Consider the following 18,936-nt stretch of genomic DNA (forward strand, 5'->3'; position numbering starts at 1 on the left):
CGGAACCCACCCCGGACGGAACCCACCCCGGACGGAACCCACCCCGGACGGAACCCGCCCCCGTAGCACCGACGCCACCGAGAGGAGGCCCGGATGAAGCTCCCCCACTGGCCCCGCCGGGTCTTCGCCCAGCTCCTGCTGAGCCAGACCGTCGTCACCGTCGGCGTCACCGCCGTGACCGCCGGGCTGTTCCTGGCCCCGGTCAGCAGCGAACTGGACCACGACGCGATGCAGCGGGCGCTGTCCATCGCCCAGGCCACCGCCACCGACGAGACCATCGCCCGGGCCGCCGACGCCCGGGACGTCGTCACCGCGCAGCGCAACGCCGAGCAGATCCGACTGGCCACCGGCGCCAGCTTCGTCGTGGTCACCGACCTGGACGGCATCCGGCTCTCGCACACCGACCCCGGCCGGATCGGCCAGCGGGTCAGCACCGACCCGGAGCCCGCGCTCAACGGCCGCAGCGTCACCGCGATCCAGCAGGGCACCCTGGGCCGCACCGCCCGCGGCAAGGTGCCGCTACGGACGACGGACGGCCGGATCGTCGGCGAGGTGTCCGTCGGCATCAGCGACGACTCGATCCGCCGCCGCCTGCTGAAGATGCTCACCGGCATCCTGCTGTGCGCCGCCGCCGGCCTGGCCGCCGGCACCGTCGCCACCCTGGTGCTGGCCCGCCGGCTCAAGCGCCGCACCCACAACATCGCGCTGGCCGACATCTCCGCGCTGCTGGTCGAACGGGAGGCGATGCTGCACGGCATCCGCGAGGGCATGGTGGCGCTGGACGAGCGCGGCCGGATCCGGCTGGCCAACGACGAGGCCCTCCGGCTGCTCGGCCTGCCCGAGGACTGCACCGGCCGCCCGATCGCCGAAGTGCTGCCCCCGGGCCGGCTGGCCGACGTGCTGACCGGGCGGATCACCGGCCCCGACCTGCCCGCCGTACGGGACGACCGGGTGCTGGTGGTGAACCGGACGGCCACCAGCGAGGGGGCGGTGGTGACGCTGCGCGACCGCACCGAACTGGAGTCGCTGGTCCGCGAGCTGGACACCACCCGCAGCCTCACCGACGCGCTGCGCGCCCAGGACCACGAGCACGCCAACCGGATGCACACCCTGCTCGGCCTGCTCGAACTCGGCCGCCACGAACAGGCGGTGGCCTTCATCTCGGAGCAGTCCGGCTCGCACGCCGTGGTCGCCGCCCGGATCGCCGAGCAGGTGCAGGACCCGCACGTGGCGGCGCTGCTGGCGGGCAAGACGGCGGTGGCCGGCGAGCGCGGGGTGCGGCTGGCGCTGGCCCCGGCCGCCCACCTGCCGGACACCGTGGTGGACGCCCGGGCGCTGGTGACGGTGCTCGGCAACCTGATCGACAACGCGGTGGACGCCCTGGAGGGGGGCGGCCGGGTGGAGGTGACGCTGGCGGCGTCCGGCTCCACCCTGCTGCTGCAGGTCGCGGACAGCGGCCCGGGCGTGCCGGAGGAGCTGCGCCTACGGGTCTTCGAGGAGGGGTGGACCAGCAAGGACGCGCCCGCGCACCGCCCGCGCGGGCTGGGCCTGGCGATGGTGCGGCGGCTGGTCGAACGGACCGGCGGCCGGATCGTGCTCGACACCGGCCCGCTCGGCGGCGCCCGGTTCACCGTCGAACTGCCCGAGGCCCTGCTCACCGCTCAGCTCGTGGAGGCGTGATGATCGACGTACTCGTGGTGGACGACGACTTCCGGGTCGCGGACGTGCACGCCGCGTACGTGGCCAAGGTGCCGGGCTTCCGGGTCACCGGCACCGCCCACTCGGCCGGGGAGGCGCTGGCCGCGCTGGAGCGCCGCCCGGTGGACCTCCTGCTGCTCGACCACCACCTGCCGGACGAGACCGGCCTGGCGCTGGTCCGCCGGCTGCGGGACCGCCAGGTGGCCTGCGACGTGATGATGGTGACCGCCGCCCGGGACGTCTCCACGGTGCACGCCGCGATGCAGCACGGTGCGCTGCAGTACCTGGTCAAACCGTTCACCTTCGCCGGACTGCGGGACAAGCTGGTCTCGTACGCGCAGCTGCGGCACGCGCTGGCCGCACCGGCCCGGGAGGCCGGCCAGGACGAGGTGGACCGGCTGTTCGCGACCCTGCGCAGCGCCTGCGCGCCCACCGGCGCCCTGCCGAAGGGCCACTCGGCGCCCACCACCGACCTGGTCCTCGGCGTGCTGCGGCGGGCCGGCCGGCCGCTGTCCGCCCAGGAGGTCGCCGACGCCACCGGCCTGAGCCGCTCGACGGCCCAGCGCTACCTCAAGCAACTGGAACGCGACAGCCGGCTGCGGCTGACCCTGCGCTACGGCGACACCGGCCGCCCGGAGCACCGCTACGGACTGGCCGCCCGGGCCTAGACACGGGGGAACCCCGGCGGCCCCTGGCCCGCCGGGGCCCCGACCTCACGGGTCAGTACAGCTGGGGTCTGTCCGGCGGATCCGCGCGCCCGGCAAGATCCGCCGGACAGACCCTCGCTAGGCCGCGCCCGCACCGGTGAGGGCCCGCACCTCCAGCTCGGCGAAGCGGTCCGCGTCGGCGGGCTCGGGCGAGGTGAGCGTCCCGATCCAGCCGGCCAGGAAGCCCAGCGGGATGGACACGATCCCGGGGTTCTCCAGCGGGAACCAGTGGAAGTCCACGCCGGGGAACAGCGCCACCTTGGAGCCGGAGACCACCGGCGAGAAGAACACCAGCACGATCGCCGGGACCAGTCCGCCGTACACCGACCACACCGCACCCCGGACGGTGAACCGCGACCAGAACAGGCTGTACAGCAGCACCGGAAGGTTCGAGGAGGCGGCCACCGCGAAGGCCAGGCCGACCAGGAACGCGACGTTCAACTGCTGGGCGTACAGGCTGATCACGATCGCCACCGCGCCGATCCCGACGGCGGCGAACCGGGCGACCACCACCTCCTGCTGCTCGCTGACCTTCTCCGCGGCCCGCTCCCCACCGCGACGGCGCGGACGCCCGCGCCAGGCGCCGGCCCAGATGTCGTGGGCGAAGGCGGCCGAGGAGGCCAGGGTCAGCCCGGCGACCACGGCGAGGATGGTGGCGAAGGCGATCGCCGAGATCAACGCGAACAGCACCACCCCACCGGTGCTGCCGTTGCCGCCGCCGAGCACCAGGGCGAGCAGCGGAACGGCGGTGTTCCCGGCCGAGTTGGCGTGCCGCACCTCGGCCGAGCCGATCAGCGCGGTGGCGCCCAGGCCCAGCGCGATGGCCATCAGGTAGAAGCCGCCGACCAGGCCGATCGCCCACATCGTGGAGCGGCGGGCGGCCCGGGCGGTGGGCACCGTGTAGAAGCGGGACAGGATGTGCGGCAGGCCGGCGGTGCCGAGCACCAGGGCCAGGCCCAGGCTGAAGAAGTCCAGCCGACTGGTGAAGGTGGCGCCGTACTTGAGCCCGGGTTCGAGGTAGCGGTGCCCGGCGCCGCTGTGCTGGGCGGCCTGGCGCATCAGCTCGAGGAGGTCGCCGTGGAAGCGGACCACCAGCAGCACGGTCAGCAGCACCGAACCCGCGATCAGCAGGACGGCCTTGACGATCTGGATCCAGGTGGTGGCCCGCATCCCGCCGATCGTGACGTAGACGATCATCAGGGCGCCGACCGCGATGATCGTCCAGGTCCGGGCCTGGGCGCTGTTGGTGCCGAGCAGCAGGGCGACCAGCGAGCCGGCCCCGACCATCTGGGCGACCAGGTAGAGCAGGGTGACCACGACACTGGCGCCACCGGCCGCCGCCCGCACCCGGCGGCGGCGCAGCCGCAGCGCGAGCACGTCGGCGAGGGTGTACCGGCCGGCGTTGCGGACGAGTTCGGCGACCAGCATCAGCACGACCAGCCAGGCCACCAGGAAGCCGATGCTGTAGAGCACGCCGTCGTAGCCGTAGAGGGCGATCAGCCCGGCGACGCCGAGGAAGGAGGCCGCGGAGAGGTAGTCGCCGGAGAGGGCGAAGCCGTTCTGCAACGGGGTGAAGTCACGCCCGCCGGCGTAGAAGTCCTCGGCGGCGTTGCCCTGGCGGCCGACCCAGAGGGTGATCCCCAGGGTGACCAGGACGATGACGGCGAACAGCACGATCGCCAGGCCGTGGTGCTGGCCGGTGGGGGCGACGGGGGGCGGGGTGGCGGTGGTCAGCACGCCGGTGGTGGCCGTCATCGCAGCTGGTCCTGGGTGTCCCAGCGCAGGCCCAGGGCGGCGCGGTCGCGGTTGGTCCGGGCGTTGCGGGCGTAGAGCCAGGTGAGCAGGAAGGTCGAGGCGAACTGCAGCAGGCCGAGCAGCCAGGCCACGTTGAGCGGGCCGGCCACCGGGGTGCGCATCACGCCGGGAGCGGCGGCCTCGGCGGCGACGTACATCAGGTACCAGCCGAGGAATGCCCCGCTGGTCGGGAAGACGAAGCCCCGGTAGCTGCGGCGGATGTCCTGGAAGGCCGCGCTGGCCTGGACGCTCCGGTAGACCTCGGTGCTGTCGGTGGTGCTCACCGGTGCGGTCGGCTCCGGCGGGACCACCGGTGCGGCGGCCGACGCGGCGGCCGGGGCCGGCGGCGGCACGACCGGGGACGCGGACGGCGGGGCGGCGGGGGCGGCCGCCGGCTCGGGGGCGGCCGCCCGGCCGGCGGCCGTACGGGTGGGCACCGGCTGGGCCGGTACCGCCGTTCGGCGGGGCCCGGCAGCCGGCTCGGATGCGGCGGCGGTGGCCGGAGCGGCCCACCAGTCGAATCGCTGCCCCTGTCCGGGACTGCTGGTCTGCTGCTGTGGCACTGCTGCTCCTGGGCCGGGCCGGGCGTTCTGACCCGAACCATCATGGAGGCCCCCGGACACCGTCCCTGACCATCGCAGATACGTTCACTCAATGAGGTGATCGATCATCTGACGGACGCTCATCCGACTACTGCTGCGTACCGGTGATTCCGTGCCGGAAGGCGTACGCGACCGCCTGCGCGCGGTCCCGCACCGCGGTCTTGGCGAACAGGTTGTTGATGTGCGTCTTCACGGTGGCCTGGCTGACGAACAGCCGCTGGGCGATCTCCATGTTGGAGAGCCCCTCGGCGATCAGCGCGAGCACCTCGGCCTCCCGCACGGTCAGCCCGTCCGGCAGCTCCCCGCTCCGCGCGGCCGACCGCTCCGGGCCCGGCCCGCCCGTCGACGCGGACTTCGCCGGTGCCTCCGAAAGCCTTTCCAGCAAACGGAGTTGGACCTGAGGGGAGAGCCCGGCCGCACCCGCGCGGACGTCCGCGATGGCCTTGGCGATCTCCTCGCCGCCGGCGTCCTTGGTGAGGTAGCCGCGCGCCCCGGCCTGCAGGGCCGGGAACATCGACTCGTCGTCGGCGTAGGTGGTGAGCACCACGACCTCGGTCTCCGGATGCGCGGCCCGGATCCGCCGGGTCGCCTCGACGCCGTCGACCCGCGGCATCCGCAGGTCCATCAGCACCACGTCCGGGTGATGACGCTCCACCAGGGCGACGGCCTCCTCGCCGTCCGCCGCCGCCCCGACCACCTCGATGCCGGGCAGCAGCCCCAGCAGCATCACGATGCCCTCGCGCACCACCGTCTGGTCGTCCGCCACCAGCACCCGGGTGACCCCCGCGTTCATGCGTCCACCTCGCTGCGCCCGGCAGTCGTCTCGCGCAATGCGCACCCTCCGATGACGAGCTCGCCGCGCTCGCTCATGCCGGCACCCGCAGCAACACCCGCCACCCTCCGTCCTCCGGGCCCGCCAGCAGGGTGCCGCCGAGCAGTTCCGCGCGTTCGCGCATCCCCAGCAGACCGTACCCGCTGCCGCTGCCGGCCAGCTCGGCGGCGGTCGGCTCGCCGGCGGACGGCCCGCGCGGCGCCCGGCTGTTGCGCACCTCCAGCTCCACCGCGTCGTCCAGGTAGCGCAGTTCGACCGAACAGCGGGCGCCCGGCGCGTGCTTGCGCACATTGGTCACCGCCTCCTGCGCGGTGCGCCGCACCGCCAGCCCCGCCTCGGCGGCCAGCGGCCGGGGCGTACCGGTGACGGTGATCGGGGCCCGCTCCCGCTCGGCCAGTTCCACCAGGAACTCCCCGACCGGCGTGAACTCCCCGCGCAGCGCGGACAGCGCCTGCCGGGTCTCGGCCAGTCCGTCCTGCGCCATCCGCCGTGCGGCGACGACCCGTTCGCGGATCTGCTCGCGCTCCACCCCGGCGTCCAGCATCAGCCGGGCCGCCTCCAGGTGGACCAGCTGCGCGGAGAGGCTGTGCGCGAGCACGTCGTGGATCTCCCGGGCGATCCTGGCCCGTTCGGCGAGCGCCGCGCTCTCCGCCTCGGCGGCCCGGGCGGCGCGCTCCTGGACCAGCAGCCGACGGGCGGTGCCGCGCGCGTCGATGTCCAGCCGCAGCAGGAAGCCGACCAGGAGGGACCCGCCGAGGGTGGCGGCGACGCTGAGCCAGCTCGCCGGGGAGGCGGCCGTGTACGAGGCCAGCGCGGCCGCCGCGGTGAGCAGCGCGGGCGCGGGCGGCAGCCGGATCAGGGCCGTGACGGCCAGCCCGATCCAGAGGAAGTCGGCCAGCGTGTAGGCCAGCCCCCCGTTGGCGAGCCAGCCGGCGCCGACCACGACGGCGGACAGCAGGTACGAGGCCGCCCGGTGCTGCTCCCGACTGGCCCTCAGGTACGCCGCGCACAGCGCGACGGCCGCGACCAGCCCGGCCACCGCGGTCGCCACCGCCCAGCCGGCGTACTTGCCCTCGGAGAGGGTCGCCCAGCCGACGACGGCCACCAGGACGGTCCGGCCGAACACGGTGAGGACCCGCCGCGGCCGGCTCTCGGCCTCGCGCTCCAGTCCCTCCCGGGACGGCCAGCGGGTCCAGTACCACCCGGCCAAGGGGGCCTCCTCGGTGCTCACGGCAGCGGATCAGTGCAGTACGGCGGTCACCTGCGCGGGCTCCAGTGTCCGGGCCCTCCAGTTGACCACGAGCGAGCGGACCAGCAGCAGGACCGCCATGCCGAGCATCAGCGAGCTGCCCGCCTGGTGGACGCCCAGGGCCGAGCCGATCGCGTACAGGCCGATCCGGACGGCGACCATCCCGCCCCAGGCGGCCAGGGTGGCCTTGGTGCCCTTGACCAGGACGGCACCGTCGGCGGCCCGCCAGATCCGGACGGTCCAGCCCCAGACCGAGCCCATCGCGAGCACGGCGACCAGGCCGGCGGCGAGGAGGGTGGCGGACAGCGCGGTGTGCTGGTGGTCGATGATCTGCGGATCACGCAGCGCGAGCGCGCCCAGGATCAGCGGCAGCAGCCAGAACCGGCGCTCGGTGTCCAAGCGCTGGACGCGCATCTGGCGCGTGACCACCAGGACCACCACTGCGGCGATCACCAGGAGGTTGGCGAGGGAGGCCATCGGATTTCTCCGTCCGGGAGAGGCTTGTGCTGACCTCTCCGACGCTACGGATCCGGCGCTCCCCGCTGATCGGAGCCGGGGTGGACCGCGGGTGGAACCGACGGCGCGGGGGCCCTCCACCCACGGGTGGAGGGCCCCCGTCGGTCCGGGCCGTCAGGCGTCGATGCGGGACCGGTCCAGGGTGGCCGCCGAGTCCACGATGAACTCCTTGCGCGGGGCGACGTCGTTGCCCATCAGCAGGTCGAAGATCCGCTCGGCCTGCTCCAGGTCGCCCAGGTTGATCCGGCGCAGGGTGCGGTGGCGCGGGTCCATGGTGGTCTCGGCCAGCTGGTCGGCGTCCATCTCGCCCAGACCCTTGTAGCGCTGCACCGGCTCCTTCCAGCGCTGCCCCTTGCGCTGGAACTCCAGCAGGGTGGAGCGCAGCTCGGCGTCGGAGTAGGTGTAGTGGTACTTCTCCTGGCCGCGCTTGGGGCTGGTGAGCTCGATCCGGTGCAGCGGCGGAACGGCGGCGAAGACCCGGCCCTGCTCGACCATCGGCCGCATGTAGCGGTGGAACAGGGTCAGCAGCAGGGTGCGGATGTGCGAGCCGTCGACGTCGGCGTCGGCCATGAAGATGACCCGGCCGTAACGGGCCTGGTCGATGTCGAAGGTGCGGCCCGAGCCGGCCCCTATCACCTGGATGATCGCGGCGCACTCGGCGTTCTTGAGCATGTCGCTCACCGAGGCCTTCTGCACGTTGAGGATCTTGCCGCGGATCGGCAGCAGCGCCTGGAACTCGGAGTTGCGGGCGAGCTTGGCGGTGCCGAGCGCGGAGTCCCCCTCGACGATGAACAGTTCGCTGCGGTCGACGTCGTCGCTGCGGCAGTCGGCCAGCTTGGCGGGCAGCGAGCTGGTCTCCAGCGCGGTCTTCCGGCGCTGGGCCTCCTTGTGCTGCCGGGCGGCCACCCGGGTGCGGGCGGCGGCGACGACCTTCTCCAGCACGGCCCGGGCCTGCTGCTTCTGGTCCTTCTTGGCCGAGGTGAGGAAGGCCTTGAGCTCCTTGGCGACGACGGCCGCGACGATCCGGTTGGCCGCCGAGGTGCCGAGCACCTCCTTGGTCTGGCCCTCGAACTGCGGCTCGGCGAGCCGGACGGTGACCACGGCGGTGAGGCCCTCGGTGGCGTCGTCCTTGGTGATGTCGTCCTCGGCGACCCGCAGCAGCTTGCTGGCGCGCAGCACCTCGTTGACGGTCTTGGCCAGCGAGCGCTCGAACCCGGTGACGTGGGTGCCGCCCTTGGGGGTGGCGATGATGTTGACGAAGGAGCGCAGGGTGGTGTCGTAGCCGGTGCCCCAGCGCAGCGCGATGTCCACGCCGAGGTGCCGGGTGACCTCGGTCGGGGTCATGTGGCCGAGGTCGTCCAGGACGGGCACGGTCTCCTTGAAGGTGCCCTCCCCGTGCAGCCGCACCACGTCGCTGACCGGCTTGTCGGGGGCCAGGAACTCGCAGAACTCGGCGATGCCGCCGTCGTAGTGGAAGACCGACTCCTCGACCTTCTCGCTCTCGGTGAGGCGCTCGTCACGCACGACGATGGTCAGGCCGGGGACGAGGAAGGCGGTCTGCCGGGCCCGGCTGTGCAGGTTCTCCAGGGAGAGCTTGGCGTCCTTGAGGAAGATCTGCCGATCGGCCCAGTAGCGGATCCGGGTGCCGGTGCGGGCCTTGGGCACCTTGCGGGTCCTGGTGAGGCCGTTGGCGGGCTCGAAGGGCGCGTCCGGGCTGGCCTCGGTGAAGATGCCGGGAGTGCCGCGGCGGAAGCTGATCGCGTGGGTGTGCCCGCTGCGGTCGACCTCGACGTCCAGCCGGGCGGAGAGCGCGTTGACGACCGAGGCACCGACGCCGTGCAGACCGCCGGAGGCCGCGTACGAGCCGCCGCCGAACTTGCCGCCCGCGTGCAGCTTGGTCATCACGACCTCGACGCCGGACAGCCCGGTCTTGGGCTCGACGTCGACCGGGATCCCGCGGCCGTTGTCGCGGACCTCCACCGAGGAGTCCGGGTGCAGCAGCACCTCGATGCGGTCGCAGTAGCCGCCCAGCGCCTCGTCGACCGAGTTGTCGATGATCTCCCAGAGGCAGTGCATCAGACCGCGGCTGTCGGTGGAGCCGATGTACATGCCGGGGCGCTTGCGGACGGCCTCCAGACCCTCCAGGACGAGCAGGTGCCGCGCGGTGTAGTTGGAACCGTCGTCGCCGGCCAGCAGCGCGGACGGCACGGTCGTTTCGGCACTCACGCGGCACTCTCCTCGGTGAAGTTCTGTCTCATCGGTCACATCCGGACGCATCCGGACCAACCGCCAGTGCAGCACGCCGCACCGACAGTCGTCGCTCTGTGTGCTCGCCACCCTGCGACGGGTGCACAGCACAGCGGGCCGGCCCGGCGCAGCTTGTACGCGCTGCGCGAACAAGGACCGCACCCGGGCGTGGGCCCCGGGGCGCCATCTCCTCCCGGTACCACCGGTCCTGGCGGACCGTGGGGTCCGGAACAGGCTCCGGAACTGCCGTTATGCAGGCTACCGGGGCCCGGGACGGGGCTTATGCTCCAACCCGGCAGAGGATTATGCTACGCGGACCTCGACCCCGGTCCCGATCGGACGTTCGAGCGACGGGCAGCTCCCGGGATTCGGCACGCATGAACCACCGGCACCCGGGGCACGTCCTCATCAACACAGCAGAATCCTCAGAGAAGAAAAGCCACGAGCGGGAACGTTTTCGGCCTGGTTGGATGTTGACCCTGGTACGACAGCTCGTCGAGCTAGAGAAGAGGCGACGTGACTACTGTTCTGACACCTGCGAGCCCGCTCACCGCGGCTGACCGCTGCGACCGCTGCGGCGCCCAGGCATACCTGCGCGTCGTACTCGCCAGTGGCGGAGAGCTGCTCTTCTGTGCCCACCACGGCCGGAAGTTCGAGCCGGAGCTCAAGAAGATCGCCGTGGAGATACAGGACGAGAGCGGCCGTCTCACCACCAGCACCACCGTGACGGCCACCGACGACGAGCGCTGACCCAGGCGCCTCGACAAGCAACCAGCGTCGAGCTGTGTCCGGCCGCGCACCGCGCGCGACCGGGGAGCCGGGTGGAGGACCCTTCGGGGCCGTCCACCCGGCTTCGCTGTTCTCCCGACCGTTCTCCCCCGTCCACCCCGACCACGGAACCGAGAGCGGGGGCCGGGTTCGGTCGGAGCCGAAACGGCGTCAGAACGTCACCACGCCATCACCCGCGGCGACGCTCGGGGGCGCTCAGAGCGCGGAGCGCACCGCGTCCGTGACCGAGGACACCCGGGTGTAGACGCCGGGGTGCCCCGCCTCCGCGCAGCCCGTCCCCCAGGACACCAGCCCGGCAAGCCGGCCGGCCACGATCAGAGGTCCGCCGCTGTCCCCCTGGCAGGCGTCCTTGCCGCCCTTCTCCTCGCCCGCGCAGACCATGCCCCGGGCGTCGAACTTGCCGTCCTGACCGCCCGGGTAGGCGTGCGCACAGGTCTGGTCCGAGACGATCGGCACGTCCACCTCGCGCAGCAGCGGCGAGTAGTCGCCCCGTCCACTGGTGTCACCCCAGCCGTAGACCTGCGCTCCGGTCCCCGCCGCGTACGGCCCGCTCTCCCCCTGGCCGACCAGCTCGACCACCGGCCGGGAGCCCTGGGACTCGGCGAGGGTGAGCACCGCCACGTCGTTCATGTTCGCGGCGAAGTTGTAGTCGGGGTGGATCCAGACCCGCTGGACGGCCACCTCACGACCGGCCGAGCCGCGCATGTCGTCCCGGCCGACGACCACCTTGAGCCCCGGCCGGTCCACCCGGCCCTTGGACTCGTCGTAGAAGCAGTGCGCGGCCGTCACGACCTTGGTCGGGGTCACCAGCGCACCCCCGCAGAACTGGCCGGAGCGCCCGCTGCCGAACTGCTGGCGGCTGGCCAGCGCCACGATCCAGGGGTGGTCGGCGGTGCTCACCGCGCCGCCCCCGACCACCCGGCGCTGCGCCTCGGCCGGACCGGCCACCCCGAGGGCGACCAGCGGCACGGGGACGGCGGCGAGCAGCGCCAGCAGGGCGCCACGCCGCCGACGGCGGCCGGGACGGGCGGCGGCCGGGACGACCCGGCGCGGGACGGAGGTCGGCAGGTCGGCTCGGTCCGGGTCGGTCAGCACCGTGACTCCACAAGGCTCGGCAGCAGGCAACCGGCACAGCGTAGGTGATCAACTACACTGCGCGACCCCTTCCCGGCATGCCGCCACCCGGACGAGCGACAAGCGCCACCCGGACGCTGACGCACCGCCCCCGAACAGCCCGAAGGCCCGGAACCCCACGGGTTCCGGGCCTTCGTCGCGTGCTGCTGCCGGTCGGGCCTGGCCGACCGGCGGACCGATCAGTCCAGGTAGTCGCGCAGCACCTGGGAGCGCGACGGGTGGCGCAGCTTCGACATGGTCTTCGACTCGATCTGGCGGATGCGCTCACGGGTGACCCCGTACACCTTGCCGATCTCGTCGAGCGTCTTCGGCTGGCCGTCGGTCAGACCGAAGCGCATCGAGACCACGCCGGCCTCGCGCTCGGAGAGGGTGTCCAGCACCGAGTGCAGCTGCTCCTGGAGCAGGGTGAAGGAGACCGCGTCGGCCGGGACGACCGCCTCGGAGTCCTCGATCAGGTCACCGAACTCGCTGTCGCCGTCCTCGCCCAGCGGGGTGTGCAGCGAGATCGGCTCACGACCGTACTTCTGGACCTCGATGACCTTCTCGGGGGTCATGTCGAGTTCCTTGGCCAGCTCCTCCGGGGTGGGCTCGCGGCCCAGGTCCTGGAGCATCTGGCGCTGGACGCGGGCCAGCTTGTTGATGACCTCGACCATGTGCACCGGGATGCGGATGGTGCGGGCCTGGTCGGCCATGGCGCGGGTGATCGCCTGGCGGATCCACCACGTGGCGTAGGTCGAGAACTTGTAGCCCTTGGTGTAGTCGAACTTCTCGACCGCACGGATCAGACCGAGGTTGCCCTCCTGGATCAGGTCCAGGAACAGCATGCCGCGGCCGGTGTAGCGCTTGGCCAGCGAGACCACCAGGCGGAGGTTGGCCTCCAGCAGGTGGTTCTTGGCCCGGCGGCCGTCCTCGGCGATGATCTCCAGCTCGCGCTTGAGCTTCGGGGCGAGCTTGTCGGCAGCCGAGAGCTTGTCCTCGGCGAACAGACCGGCCTCGATGCGCTTGGCGAGCTCGACCTCCTGCTCGGCGTTGAGCAGCGGGACCTTGCCGATCTGCTTCAGGTAGTCCTTGACCGGGTCGGCGGTGGCACCGGCGACGGCGACCTGCTGGGCCGGCGCGTCGTCCTCGTCGTCGTCGGAGAGGACGAAGCCCTCCGACTCCTCCTCCGGGGCGCCCTCGGCCTCGGCCTTGTCACCGGGCAGCGCGGCGTCCTCGAGCAGCTCCTCCTCGCCGAGCAGCTCCTCGTCGCCCTTGCCGCCCTTGCCGGCGGCGGTCTTCTTGGCGGCGGTCTTCTTGGCCGGCGCGGCGGTCTTCTTGGCCGCGGCCTTCTTGGCCGGCGCGGCCTTCTTCGCCGCAACGGCCTTCACCTCGGTGACGACGGTGGTCGTCTCCTCGACGGTGATCTCGGCGGACACGGTGGGGGCGGGCGCCGCGGCGGCGGCCGCGACGGCCGGAGCCGCGACGGGGGCGCCGGGGGCGATCCGCACGGGCGGCTTGGTCGGGGCCGACGAAGCGGCCGGGGTCCGGGTGGTGACAGCCTTGGTGGCGGTGCGCTTGGCGGGGCTCTTGGCAGCAACGCTCTTGCGCTTGGCGCCGGCCGGCTCGGCCGCGCTGACCATGAGGTCCACCCCCTCCTCAATCAGTACCTGGTTGAGGCTGCGCATGACGTTCTTCCACTTGGTGACCGGGATCTGGTCCGCCTCGAACGCCTGGCGCACGTCGTCACCGGCGATCTGCCCCTGGGCCTTGCCCCGCTCGATGAGAGCCAGCAGAGCCGCGGACTCGGCGATCTCGGGGGGAAGCGAACGGGATGTGCTGGCCGACACGAACAACCTCTCGGACGATGAGTGGACTCGAACCCGTACCGGCCGCCCGAGCGGGCGGGGAAGGAGATCGCGCGCCGGACGCGCGGTGTCGATTCCGACCGACTCGGGCTTGAGGACTGGGTTTGCAGGACGGCAGCAGCGCCGCGGACCAACACAGCATTCTGACATGTTGGAGTATTCCGGAGCTGCTCCCGCTCAGGACACATCGCTGCTACTCGTCAAGTGTTACGCATGGCCTTGGTGTCGCGGGTCACACCACTCGGCGCCCGCGGCCCCGGGGCCGTCATCCATCATCGCGCACTCGCGCCGAAGTCGATTGTCATGGGCGGGCCACGCTATCGGGACGCCGGGGACGGGTCCCTCCGATCCACACCGCCCCCGCACCCGTGCGCCTTCGCCCACGCAGAGGCCCTCCGGCTGCGCCACACGGTGCGGCCGGAGGGCCCTGGAGGAGCGGGACCGCGCCCGGCGCGTCCGCTCACCGAGAACAGTCCGCTCAGTGCTCCCGGGGGGCGGGGACGGAGGGCTCCATCTCGGGGTGGACGGTGAGCAGCGCCCGCATCGCGGCCTCGCCCGCGGTGCCGTCGCCGGTGCCGAGCGCGTCCACCAGCCGGGCGTGCAGGCTGACGGAGGACTCGGAGGGCCGCTCGCACGAGATCGTCGGACCACCCGAGACCTGCAGGGCGCAGGAGATGATGCCGGACAGGTGCTCCAGCATCCGGTTGCCGGCCATCTGCAGGACCAGGCCGTGCAGCTCCGCGTCGGCCCGGGTGTAGGTGGACAGGTCGGCCTGGGCGGCGGCGTGACCCATGATCTCGACCAGCTCGACCAGCCGCTGCTGGACGTCCTCCCGACCGTGACCGGCCGCGAGCCGGGCGGCCAGCGGCTCGATCGCCCAGCGGAGCTCGAACAGCTCCCGGCGCTGCTCGTCCCGCTGGGGGCCGAAGGCGCGCCACTCGATGATGTCCGGGTCCAGCAGGTTCCAGTCGCCGACCGGGCGGACCCGGGTGCCGACGTTCGGGCGGGCGCTGACCAGGCCCTTGGCCTCCAGCACGCGCAGCGACTCGCGGACGACCGTCCGGGACACCTCGAAGCGCTGGCCGATCTCCTCGGGCACCAGCGGGCGGTCGGCACCGAGGTCGCCGGAGACGATCATCTGGCCGAGCTGCTGAACCAGCTGGCCGTGCAGACCGCGGCCGCGGCTGCTGGTGGTCTTGCGGCCGACCCGGGCGATGTCGGACTCGGCGCCCTCCCAGCGGGGCGCCGGCGGGGTCGGCCGGTCGGCGTACGAGAAGCGGTCCAGATCGCCAGGGCCGTGGATGGGCCCATCGGCGGAACGGGCGGGGGTCATGGTGGGGTGCGCAAGGGTACTCACGCCATCCTTTGTCGGCGATTGGCGGGCGCAGCTTGAGGATTCTCGTGAAAAGCACACGAAAGGGTGATCGACCGTGGCTGGATAATTGACTTCTTATCAGGAAGAACCGCTCATTACGGTCACTGCTGGTCGATCTTGGTGCTTCGGGACGGCGTGCGGTCCGCCCGACGGGCCCGGGCCCGGGCGCGCGCGACGGGCCCGGGCGCGCGCGACGGCGGTCTACAGCGAGCGGCGGCGGACCTGGACCAGCAGGGCGGCCAGCAGCAGGGCCGCCGCAGGGGCCGCGACCGCCACCAGCAGCGCCGGATCGGTCAACGCCGCACTACCGGCCGCCGCCCCACGGGCTCCGCCGTACACCCAGCCGTAGGCCCACTCGATGCCGGACTGGAAGGGCAGCAGCTCCGTCGCCCGGGTCGGCCACGGACGGCCGGTCCGGCGCAGCAGCAGAGCCACTCCGGACTCCAGCAGCGGCGGCAGCGCGCACAACAGGAGCACCCCGGCGGCGGCGCTGCGGGTCAGCGAGGCGGTCAGCACACCCGTCCAGGCGGCCACCACGGTCAGCAGGACGAAGGCCAGCAGCGCGGCCGGCACCCCGTGCCCGGCCACCAGCCCCAGCGGGGCGAAGGCGCCCGGCAGGTCGGCCGGCCCGCTCAGCCCGACGGCGCCCAGCGCCCCGGACGCCCTGTCGGACAGCGCGCCGGGATCCGTCCAGGCCGCCACCGTCACCCCGTCCGGCAGGGCGAGGTGCACGGCCACGGTGTCGAGCAGCACGGTGGCCAGCGCCAGCACCGCCGCCACCGGACCGACCACCAGCAGCTTGGCCAGCAGCAGCCGCACCCGGCGCGAGTAGGCCACCTGCGAGGCCGCCAGCCCCGGGTGACGCACCTCGTGCCCGTACGAGAGCGCCCCCAGCACGCCGGCGCCGAGCGCGGCGAAGGGCAGCGGGATCAGCGGGACGGCGGCGGTCAGCAGCCGCACCCCGGCCGGGGCGGCCAACGGACCGGCCGGGGCCTGGCTCGCCAGGACGGCGGCCACGACCACGTCGCAGAGCAGGACGGCGGAGAGCAGCAGCCAGGTGGAACGCAGGCCGCGCAGGCGGCGCAGCTCGTAGGCCAGGACACGCACGGTTCACTCGCTCCGGTGGTCGTCGGGGGTGGCGGAGGTGGCGGGGGCCTTGCCGGTGGTGACCCGGCCGAGCCGGACGGTGTCGTCGGTGAGCAGGTCGGCGGCGCTCTGCCGGCCGCGCACGGGCTCGGTCCCGGCCTCGCTCTCCGGTCCGTTCCCGGACCGGACGGGCTCCGCCTCGGTGCGGACCACCTCGACGCGGGCGGGCGAGGTGGCACCGGGCTGGTCCCGGAAGAGCCGGTCGACGGCGACGGTGGAGGCCGGCTCCGGCTGCGGGGCGGTGACCGCGGCGAGGACGGGCAGGGCGGCCGTCATGGCAGCGACGGGCAGCGCACGGGTGTTCCGGGCCGCGTCCTCGCGGGCGCGGCCCTCCGTGGCGGGCTCCGGGCCGGAGGGCTCCGGGGCGGCGGGCTCCGGGGCGGCGGGCTCCGGGACGGAGGGCTCGGGGTGCGCGGGGTTCGCGGGGTCGGCGGCGGTGGGCTGGTGTTGCGGGTCGGTGCCGGGCTGCGCGCCCTCGGGGACCGCCCCGTGGGCCGATCCGGGTTCCGGCTGGCGGCGGAGGCGGCCGGATCGGCCGGAAGCGACCGGCAGGGCCGCCCGGGGCACCGGCTGCTCGACCACCCGGTCGGCCAGCTCGTGCAGCAGGATCCCGTGCTGGTAGGCGAGTTCACCGATCTCGGTGCGGTCGATGCCCGCCACCGCGAGGCCCGCGCCGCCGTCCCGGCGGACCTCGGCGCCTTGGCTGACCAGCAGGTCGGCCAGCCGCGCCATCTGCGGCCCCCGGACGGCCACTTCGGGGCTGAGCCTGGTGCGGCAGAACTCCGCGACCGGCTGGTCGGCCACCGAGCGACCGTGGTCCAGGGTGACCACCCGGTCCGCGAGTTGGGCGGCCTCCTGCGGGATCCGGGTGGTCACCAGCACCGTCCCGCCCGCGACCGCGAAGGAGCGCAGGAAGGAGTGGAACCACTCGACGTTGCGCGGGGACAGGCCCTCGGTCGGCGCGTCCAGCAGCAGGGTCCCGGGGTCGCCGAGCAGCGCGGCGGCCAGGGACAGCCGGCGGTGCATGCCCGGCGAGAAGGTCCGCAACCGCTGCCCGGCCACGGCGGCCAGCCGGGTCTGCTCCAGCAGTTCGTCGGCCCGCCGCATGGGGACGCCGACGGCCGCGGCCAGCATCCGCAGGTGCCCGCCTGCCTTGCGCCCCGGGTTCCCGGCCACCGCTGCGGCTCCCTCGCCCGGCCCGGGCAACAGCACTCCGACCTCGCGTTCGGGGCGGCGGATCCGGCGGTAGGGGCGGCCGTCGAAGAGGGTGATGCCCTGGCCGCGTTCGAGTTCGAGCATCAGCCGCAGCGCGGTGGACTTGCCGGCCCCCTCGTCGCCGAGGAGCACGGTGACCATCCCCGGCCGGGCGTCGAAGGTCAGATCGAGTACGGCGGGCGGGGTGCCCTTGCGATGGACCTTGGTCAGTCCGGTGATCTGGATCATCGCTGGCTGCTCCCATGCCCTCGGCCGACCTGCTCGACGCCAGCACATTAGGGGCCAGCACCGCAGATTCCGGGCATTACCGAACCGCCACGGGCCCGCCACCCGCTCGCCTCACCCGATCAGGGGACAATCCGATCCTGCGATTCACGGGCGCCGCCGCTCCGACGCGCCGTCGGCACCACCCCGGTTCCCGGCCAGGCGCCGGGGCCGGCCTATGTCGTCAGGAAAGCCGCGGCACCCGGCGGGAGAGGCTCGCCGGCGCACTGCTGCTGGAACTCCTCGGCGGCGACCTTGCCCTCCAGGGCGATCTGGGCCAGCTGCTCCTGCTCGGCGTCCAGCCTCTCCTGCACGGAGGCGATCGTCGCCGGGTCGCCGTGCGCGGCCTTCAAGGCGGCCAACTGCTTCTCGGTCCTGTCGGTCGTCGTGGTGAGGCTCTTGGAGGCCGCCACCAGCTTCACGAGGCCGTCCCGCTGATTGGCGCACAGGTCGTCGGCGTCCATCACAGAGCTCCCAGGGTCCGAAGGCCTTCGGCCCGGCGACCGAAGCGTCCACCGACACTGTGCGTCGGGGGCGCCCCGTCGGCCTCCGGGCCGGGGCCGTTCGGCGTCCCGTGCGGGCGGGCGTCCGGGGCCGCGGGTGTCCGAGGCTGCCCGGGGTACTCGGGAGTCGAGGCGTTCAGGAGTCGGGGCGTTCAGGAGTCGGGGCGGAGCATGGGCGGGTTGAGGACGGTCGCGCCGCCGGCGGTGAAGAGCTGGGCCGGGCGACCGCCCTGACGGGTGGTCGTGCCGCCGGAGGGCAGCAGGAAGCCGGGGGTGCCGGTGACCTTGCGGTGGAAGTTGCGCGGGTCGAGGGCGACACCCCAGACGGCCTCGTAGACCCGGCGCAGCTCGCCCACCGTGAACTCGGTCGGGCAGAAGGCGGTGGCCAGGGAGGAGTACTCGATCTTGGAACGGGCGCGTTCCACGCCGTCGGCCAGGATCAGGCCGTGATCGAAGGCGAGCGGGACCCCGTCGGTCGGGTTCTCGCCGAGGAGTTCGCTGACCGGGGCCCAGCGGGCGCCGCTGGCGTCGCCGCCGGCCCGGGGGGTGGGGAGGTCCGGGGCGAGCACCAGGTAGGCCACGCTGACCACACGCATCCGGGGGTCGCGCTGCGGGTGGCCGTAGGTGGCGAGCTGCTCCAGGTGGGCACCGGCCGCGCCGGGGCCCGCCGCCTCGTGGCCGGGGGCGGAGTGGGCGCGCAGCCCGGTCTCCTCGGCCAGCTCGCGGGAGGCCGCCTCGGCCAGGCCCTCATCCGGGCGGACGAAGCCGCCGGGCAGCGCCCAGTACCCCTGGTAGGGCGGCTCACCCCGTCTGACCAGGAGGGCGCAGAGCGAGTGGTCGCGCACCGTCAGAACCACCAGGTCAACCGTGACAGCGAACGGAGGGAAGGCCGACGGATCGTAGCGCGACATGGCGACGATCATAGTCGTCTCTCTGACGATAAGCACAGGCCCGTACGGGAGCGCGCGCCCGTGGGGGCCGTGGCCGCCCGGCACGATTCGCGCACGGGCGACCGGCTCCG

At 73.3% G+C, this 18,936-nt stretch carries 16 protein-coding genes; 3 read left to right on the forward strand and 13 right to left on the reverse strand.

Features of this window, described 5'->3' with window-relative positions:
• The first annotated feature begins 93 nt into the window (after positions 1-93).
• Both ACFWIS_RS11130 and ACFWIS_RS11135 read left to right on the forward strand, forming a co-directional pair.
• Entirely contained in the window at positions 94-1,680 is a 1,587-nt protein-coding gene (locus tag ACFWIS_RS11130; RefSeq protein WP_380462240.1) for an ATP-binding protein, read from the forward strand.
• On the forward strand, positions 1,680-2,366 hold the full coding sequence (locus ACFWIS_RS11135) for a response regulator (protein WP_380462239.1): 687 nt from the start codon (positions 1,680-1,682) through the stop codon (positions 2,364-2,366). Before ACFWIS_RS11130 ends, ACFWIS_RS11135 begins: the two co-directional genes overlap by 1 nt.
• 117 nt (positions 2,367-2,483) lie before the next feature.
• Here ACFWIS_RS11135 and ACFWIS_RS11140 read toward each other — a convergent pair whose 3' ends face one another.
• The 6 genes from ACFWIS_RS11140 to ACFWIS_RS11165 all read right to left on the reverse strand — a co-directional run bounded on the left by ACFWIS_RS11140 (position 2,484) and on the right by ACFWIS_RS11165 (position 9,624).
• The gene (locus ACFWIS_RS11140) at positions 2,484-4,160 is read right to left on the reverse strand and encodes a cation acetate symporter (protein WP_380462238.1); all 1,677 of its coding nucleotides are present in this window, start codon (positions 4,158-4,160) and stop codon (positions 2,484-2,486) included.
• A complete protein-coding gene (locus ACFWIS_RS11145) occupies positions 4,157-4,762 on the reverse strand; it encodes a DUF485 domain-containing protein (protein ID WP_380523821.1) in 606 nt (201 codons plus the stop codon). Before ACFWIS_RS11145 ends, ACFWIS_RS11140 begins: the two co-directional genes overlap by 4 nt.
• 127 nt (positions 4,763-4,889) lie before the next feature.
• On the reverse strand, positions 4,890-5,594 hold the full coding sequence (locus ACFWIS_RS11150) for a response regulator (protein WP_380454739.1): 705 nt from the start codon (positions 5,592-5,594) through the stop codon (positions 4,890-4,892).
• A gap of 73 nt (positions 5,595-5,667) precedes the next feature.
• Positions 5,668-6,864 carry a sensor histidine kinase gene (locus ACFWIS_RS11155; RefSeq protein ID WP_380454741.1) on the reverse strand — a complete coding sequence of 399 codons (1,197 nt, stop codon included), beginning with the start codon at positions 6,862-6,864 and terminating at the stop codon, positions 5,668-5,670.
• A gap of 9 nt (positions 6,865-6,873) precedes the next feature.
• Positions 6,874-7,359, reverse strand: coding sequence for a DUF1453 domain-containing protein (locus ACFWIS_RS11160; protein WP_380454743.1), 486 nt, complete (start codon positions 7,357-7,359; stop codon positions 6,874-6,876).
• Positions 7,360-7,512: 153 nt separating this feature from the next.
• Positions 7,513-9,624: a type IIA DNA topoisomerase subunit B gene (locus tag ACFWIS_RS11165; RefSeq protein WP_380454745.1), complete on the reverse strand. Its 2,112-nt coding sequence runs from the start codon at positions 9,622-9,624 to the stop codon at positions 7,513-7,515.
• Positions 9,625-10,161: 537 nt separating this feature from the next.
• On the opposite strand from ACFWIS_RS11165, the gene ACFWIS_RS11170 reads away from it, so the two are divergent.
• Complete coding sequence (locus tag ACFWIS_RS11170; RefSeq protein ID WP_380454747.1) at positions 10,162-10,395, forward strand: hypothetical protein; 234 nt, start codon at positions 10,162-10,164, stop codon at positions 10,393-10,395.
• Between the two features lie 234 nt (positions 10,396-10,629).
• Here ACFWIS_RS11170 and ACFWIS_RS11175 read toward each other — a convergent pair whose 3' ends face one another.
• The 7 genes from ACFWIS_RS11175 to ACFWIS_RS11205 form a co-directional block, all read right to left on the reverse strand.
• Entirely contained in the window at positions 10,630-11,529 is a 900-nt protein-coding gene (locus ACFWIS_RS11175; protein WP_380454749.1) for a S1 family peptidase, read from the reverse strand.
• Between the two features lie 218 nt (positions 11,530-11,747).
• Positions 11,748-13,400 carry an RNA polymerase sigma factor gene (locus tag ACFWIS_RS11180; RefSeq protein ID WP_380454751.1) on the reverse strand — a complete coding sequence of 551 codons (1,653 nt, stop codon included), beginning with the start codon at positions 13,398-13,400 and terminating at the stop codon, positions 11,748-11,750.
• Positions 13,401-13,890: 490 nt separating this feature from the next.
• Positions 13,891-14,769 carry a FadR/GntR family transcriptional regulator gene (locus ACFWIS_RS11185; RefSeq protein WP_380454753.1) on the reverse strand — a complete coding sequence of 293 codons (879 nt, stop codon included), beginning with the start codon at positions 14,767-14,769 and terminating at the stop codon, positions 13,891-13,893.
• A gap of 219 nt (positions 14,770-14,988) precedes the next feature.
• Positions 14,989-15,894 (reverse strand): hypothetical protein, encoded by a 906-nt coding sequence (locus ACFWIS_RS11190; RefSeq protein ID WP_380454755.1) that lies wholly within the window; start codon positions 15,892-15,894, stop codon positions 14,989-14,991.
• Between the two features lie 3 nt (positions 15,895-15,897).
• Positions 15,898-17,376: an ATP-binding cassette domain-containing protein gene (locus ACFWIS_RS11195; RefSeq protein ID WP_380454757.1), complete on the reverse strand. Its 1,479-nt coding sequence runs from the start codon at positions 17,374-17,376 to the stop codon at positions 15,898-15,900.
• A gap of 212 nt (positions 17,377-17,588) precedes the next feature.
• Complete coding sequence (locus tag ACFWIS_RS11200; protein WP_380454759.1) at positions 17,589-17,876, reverse strand: hypothetical protein; 288 nt, start codon at positions 17,874-17,876, stop codon at positions 17,589-17,591.
• Positions 17,877-18,067: 191 nt separating this feature from the next.
• Positions 18,068-18,826: an NUDIX domain-containing protein gene (locus ACFWIS_RS11205; RefSeq protein ID WP_380454761.1), complete on the reverse strand. Its 759-nt coding sequence runs from the start codon at positions 18,824-18,826 to the stop codon at positions 18,068-18,070.
• Positions 18,827-18,936: the final 110 nt, after the last annotated feature.

Source organism: Kitasatospora sp. NPDC127060 (genome assembly GCF_042724935.1).
In the GTDB taxonomy this organism is placed as follows: Bacteria; Actinomycetota; Actinomycetes; order Streptomycetales; family Streptomycetaceae; genus Kitasatospora.

Coding starts and splice junctions, on each gene's coding strand:
- ACFWIS_RS11130 (WP_380462240.1), top strand. CDS start 94: ATGAAGCTCCCCCACTGGCCCCGCCGGGTCTTCGCCCAGCTCCTGCTG.
- ACFWIS_RS11135 (WP_380462239.1), top strand. CDS start 1,680: ATGATCGACGTACTCGTGGTGGACGACGACTTCCGGGTCGCGGACGTG.
- ACFWIS_RS11140 (WP_380462238.1), bottom strand. CDS start 4,160: ATGACGGCCACCACCGGCGTGCTGACCACCGCCACCCCGCCCCCCGTC.
- ACFWIS_RS11150 (WP_380454739.1), bottom strand. CDS start 5,594: ATGAACGCGGGGGTCACCCGGGTGCTGGTGGCGGACGACCAGACGGTG.
- ACFWIS_RS11160 (WP_380454743.1), bottom strand. CDS start 7,359: ATGGCCTCCCTCGCCAACCTCCTGGTGATCGCCGCAGTGGTGGTCCTG.
- ACFWIS_RS11195 (WP_380454757.1), bottom strand. CDS start 17,376: ATGATCCAGATCACCGGACTGACCAAGGTCCATCGCAAGGGCACCCCG.
- ACFWIS_RS11200 (WP_380454759.1), bottom strand. CDS start 17,876: ATGGACGCCGACGACCTGTGCGCCAATCAGCGGGACGGCCTCGTGAAG.
- ACFWIS_RS11205 (WP_380454761.1), bottom strand. CDS start 18,826: ATGTCGCGCTACGATCCGTCGGCCTTCCCTCCGTTCGCTGTCACGGTT.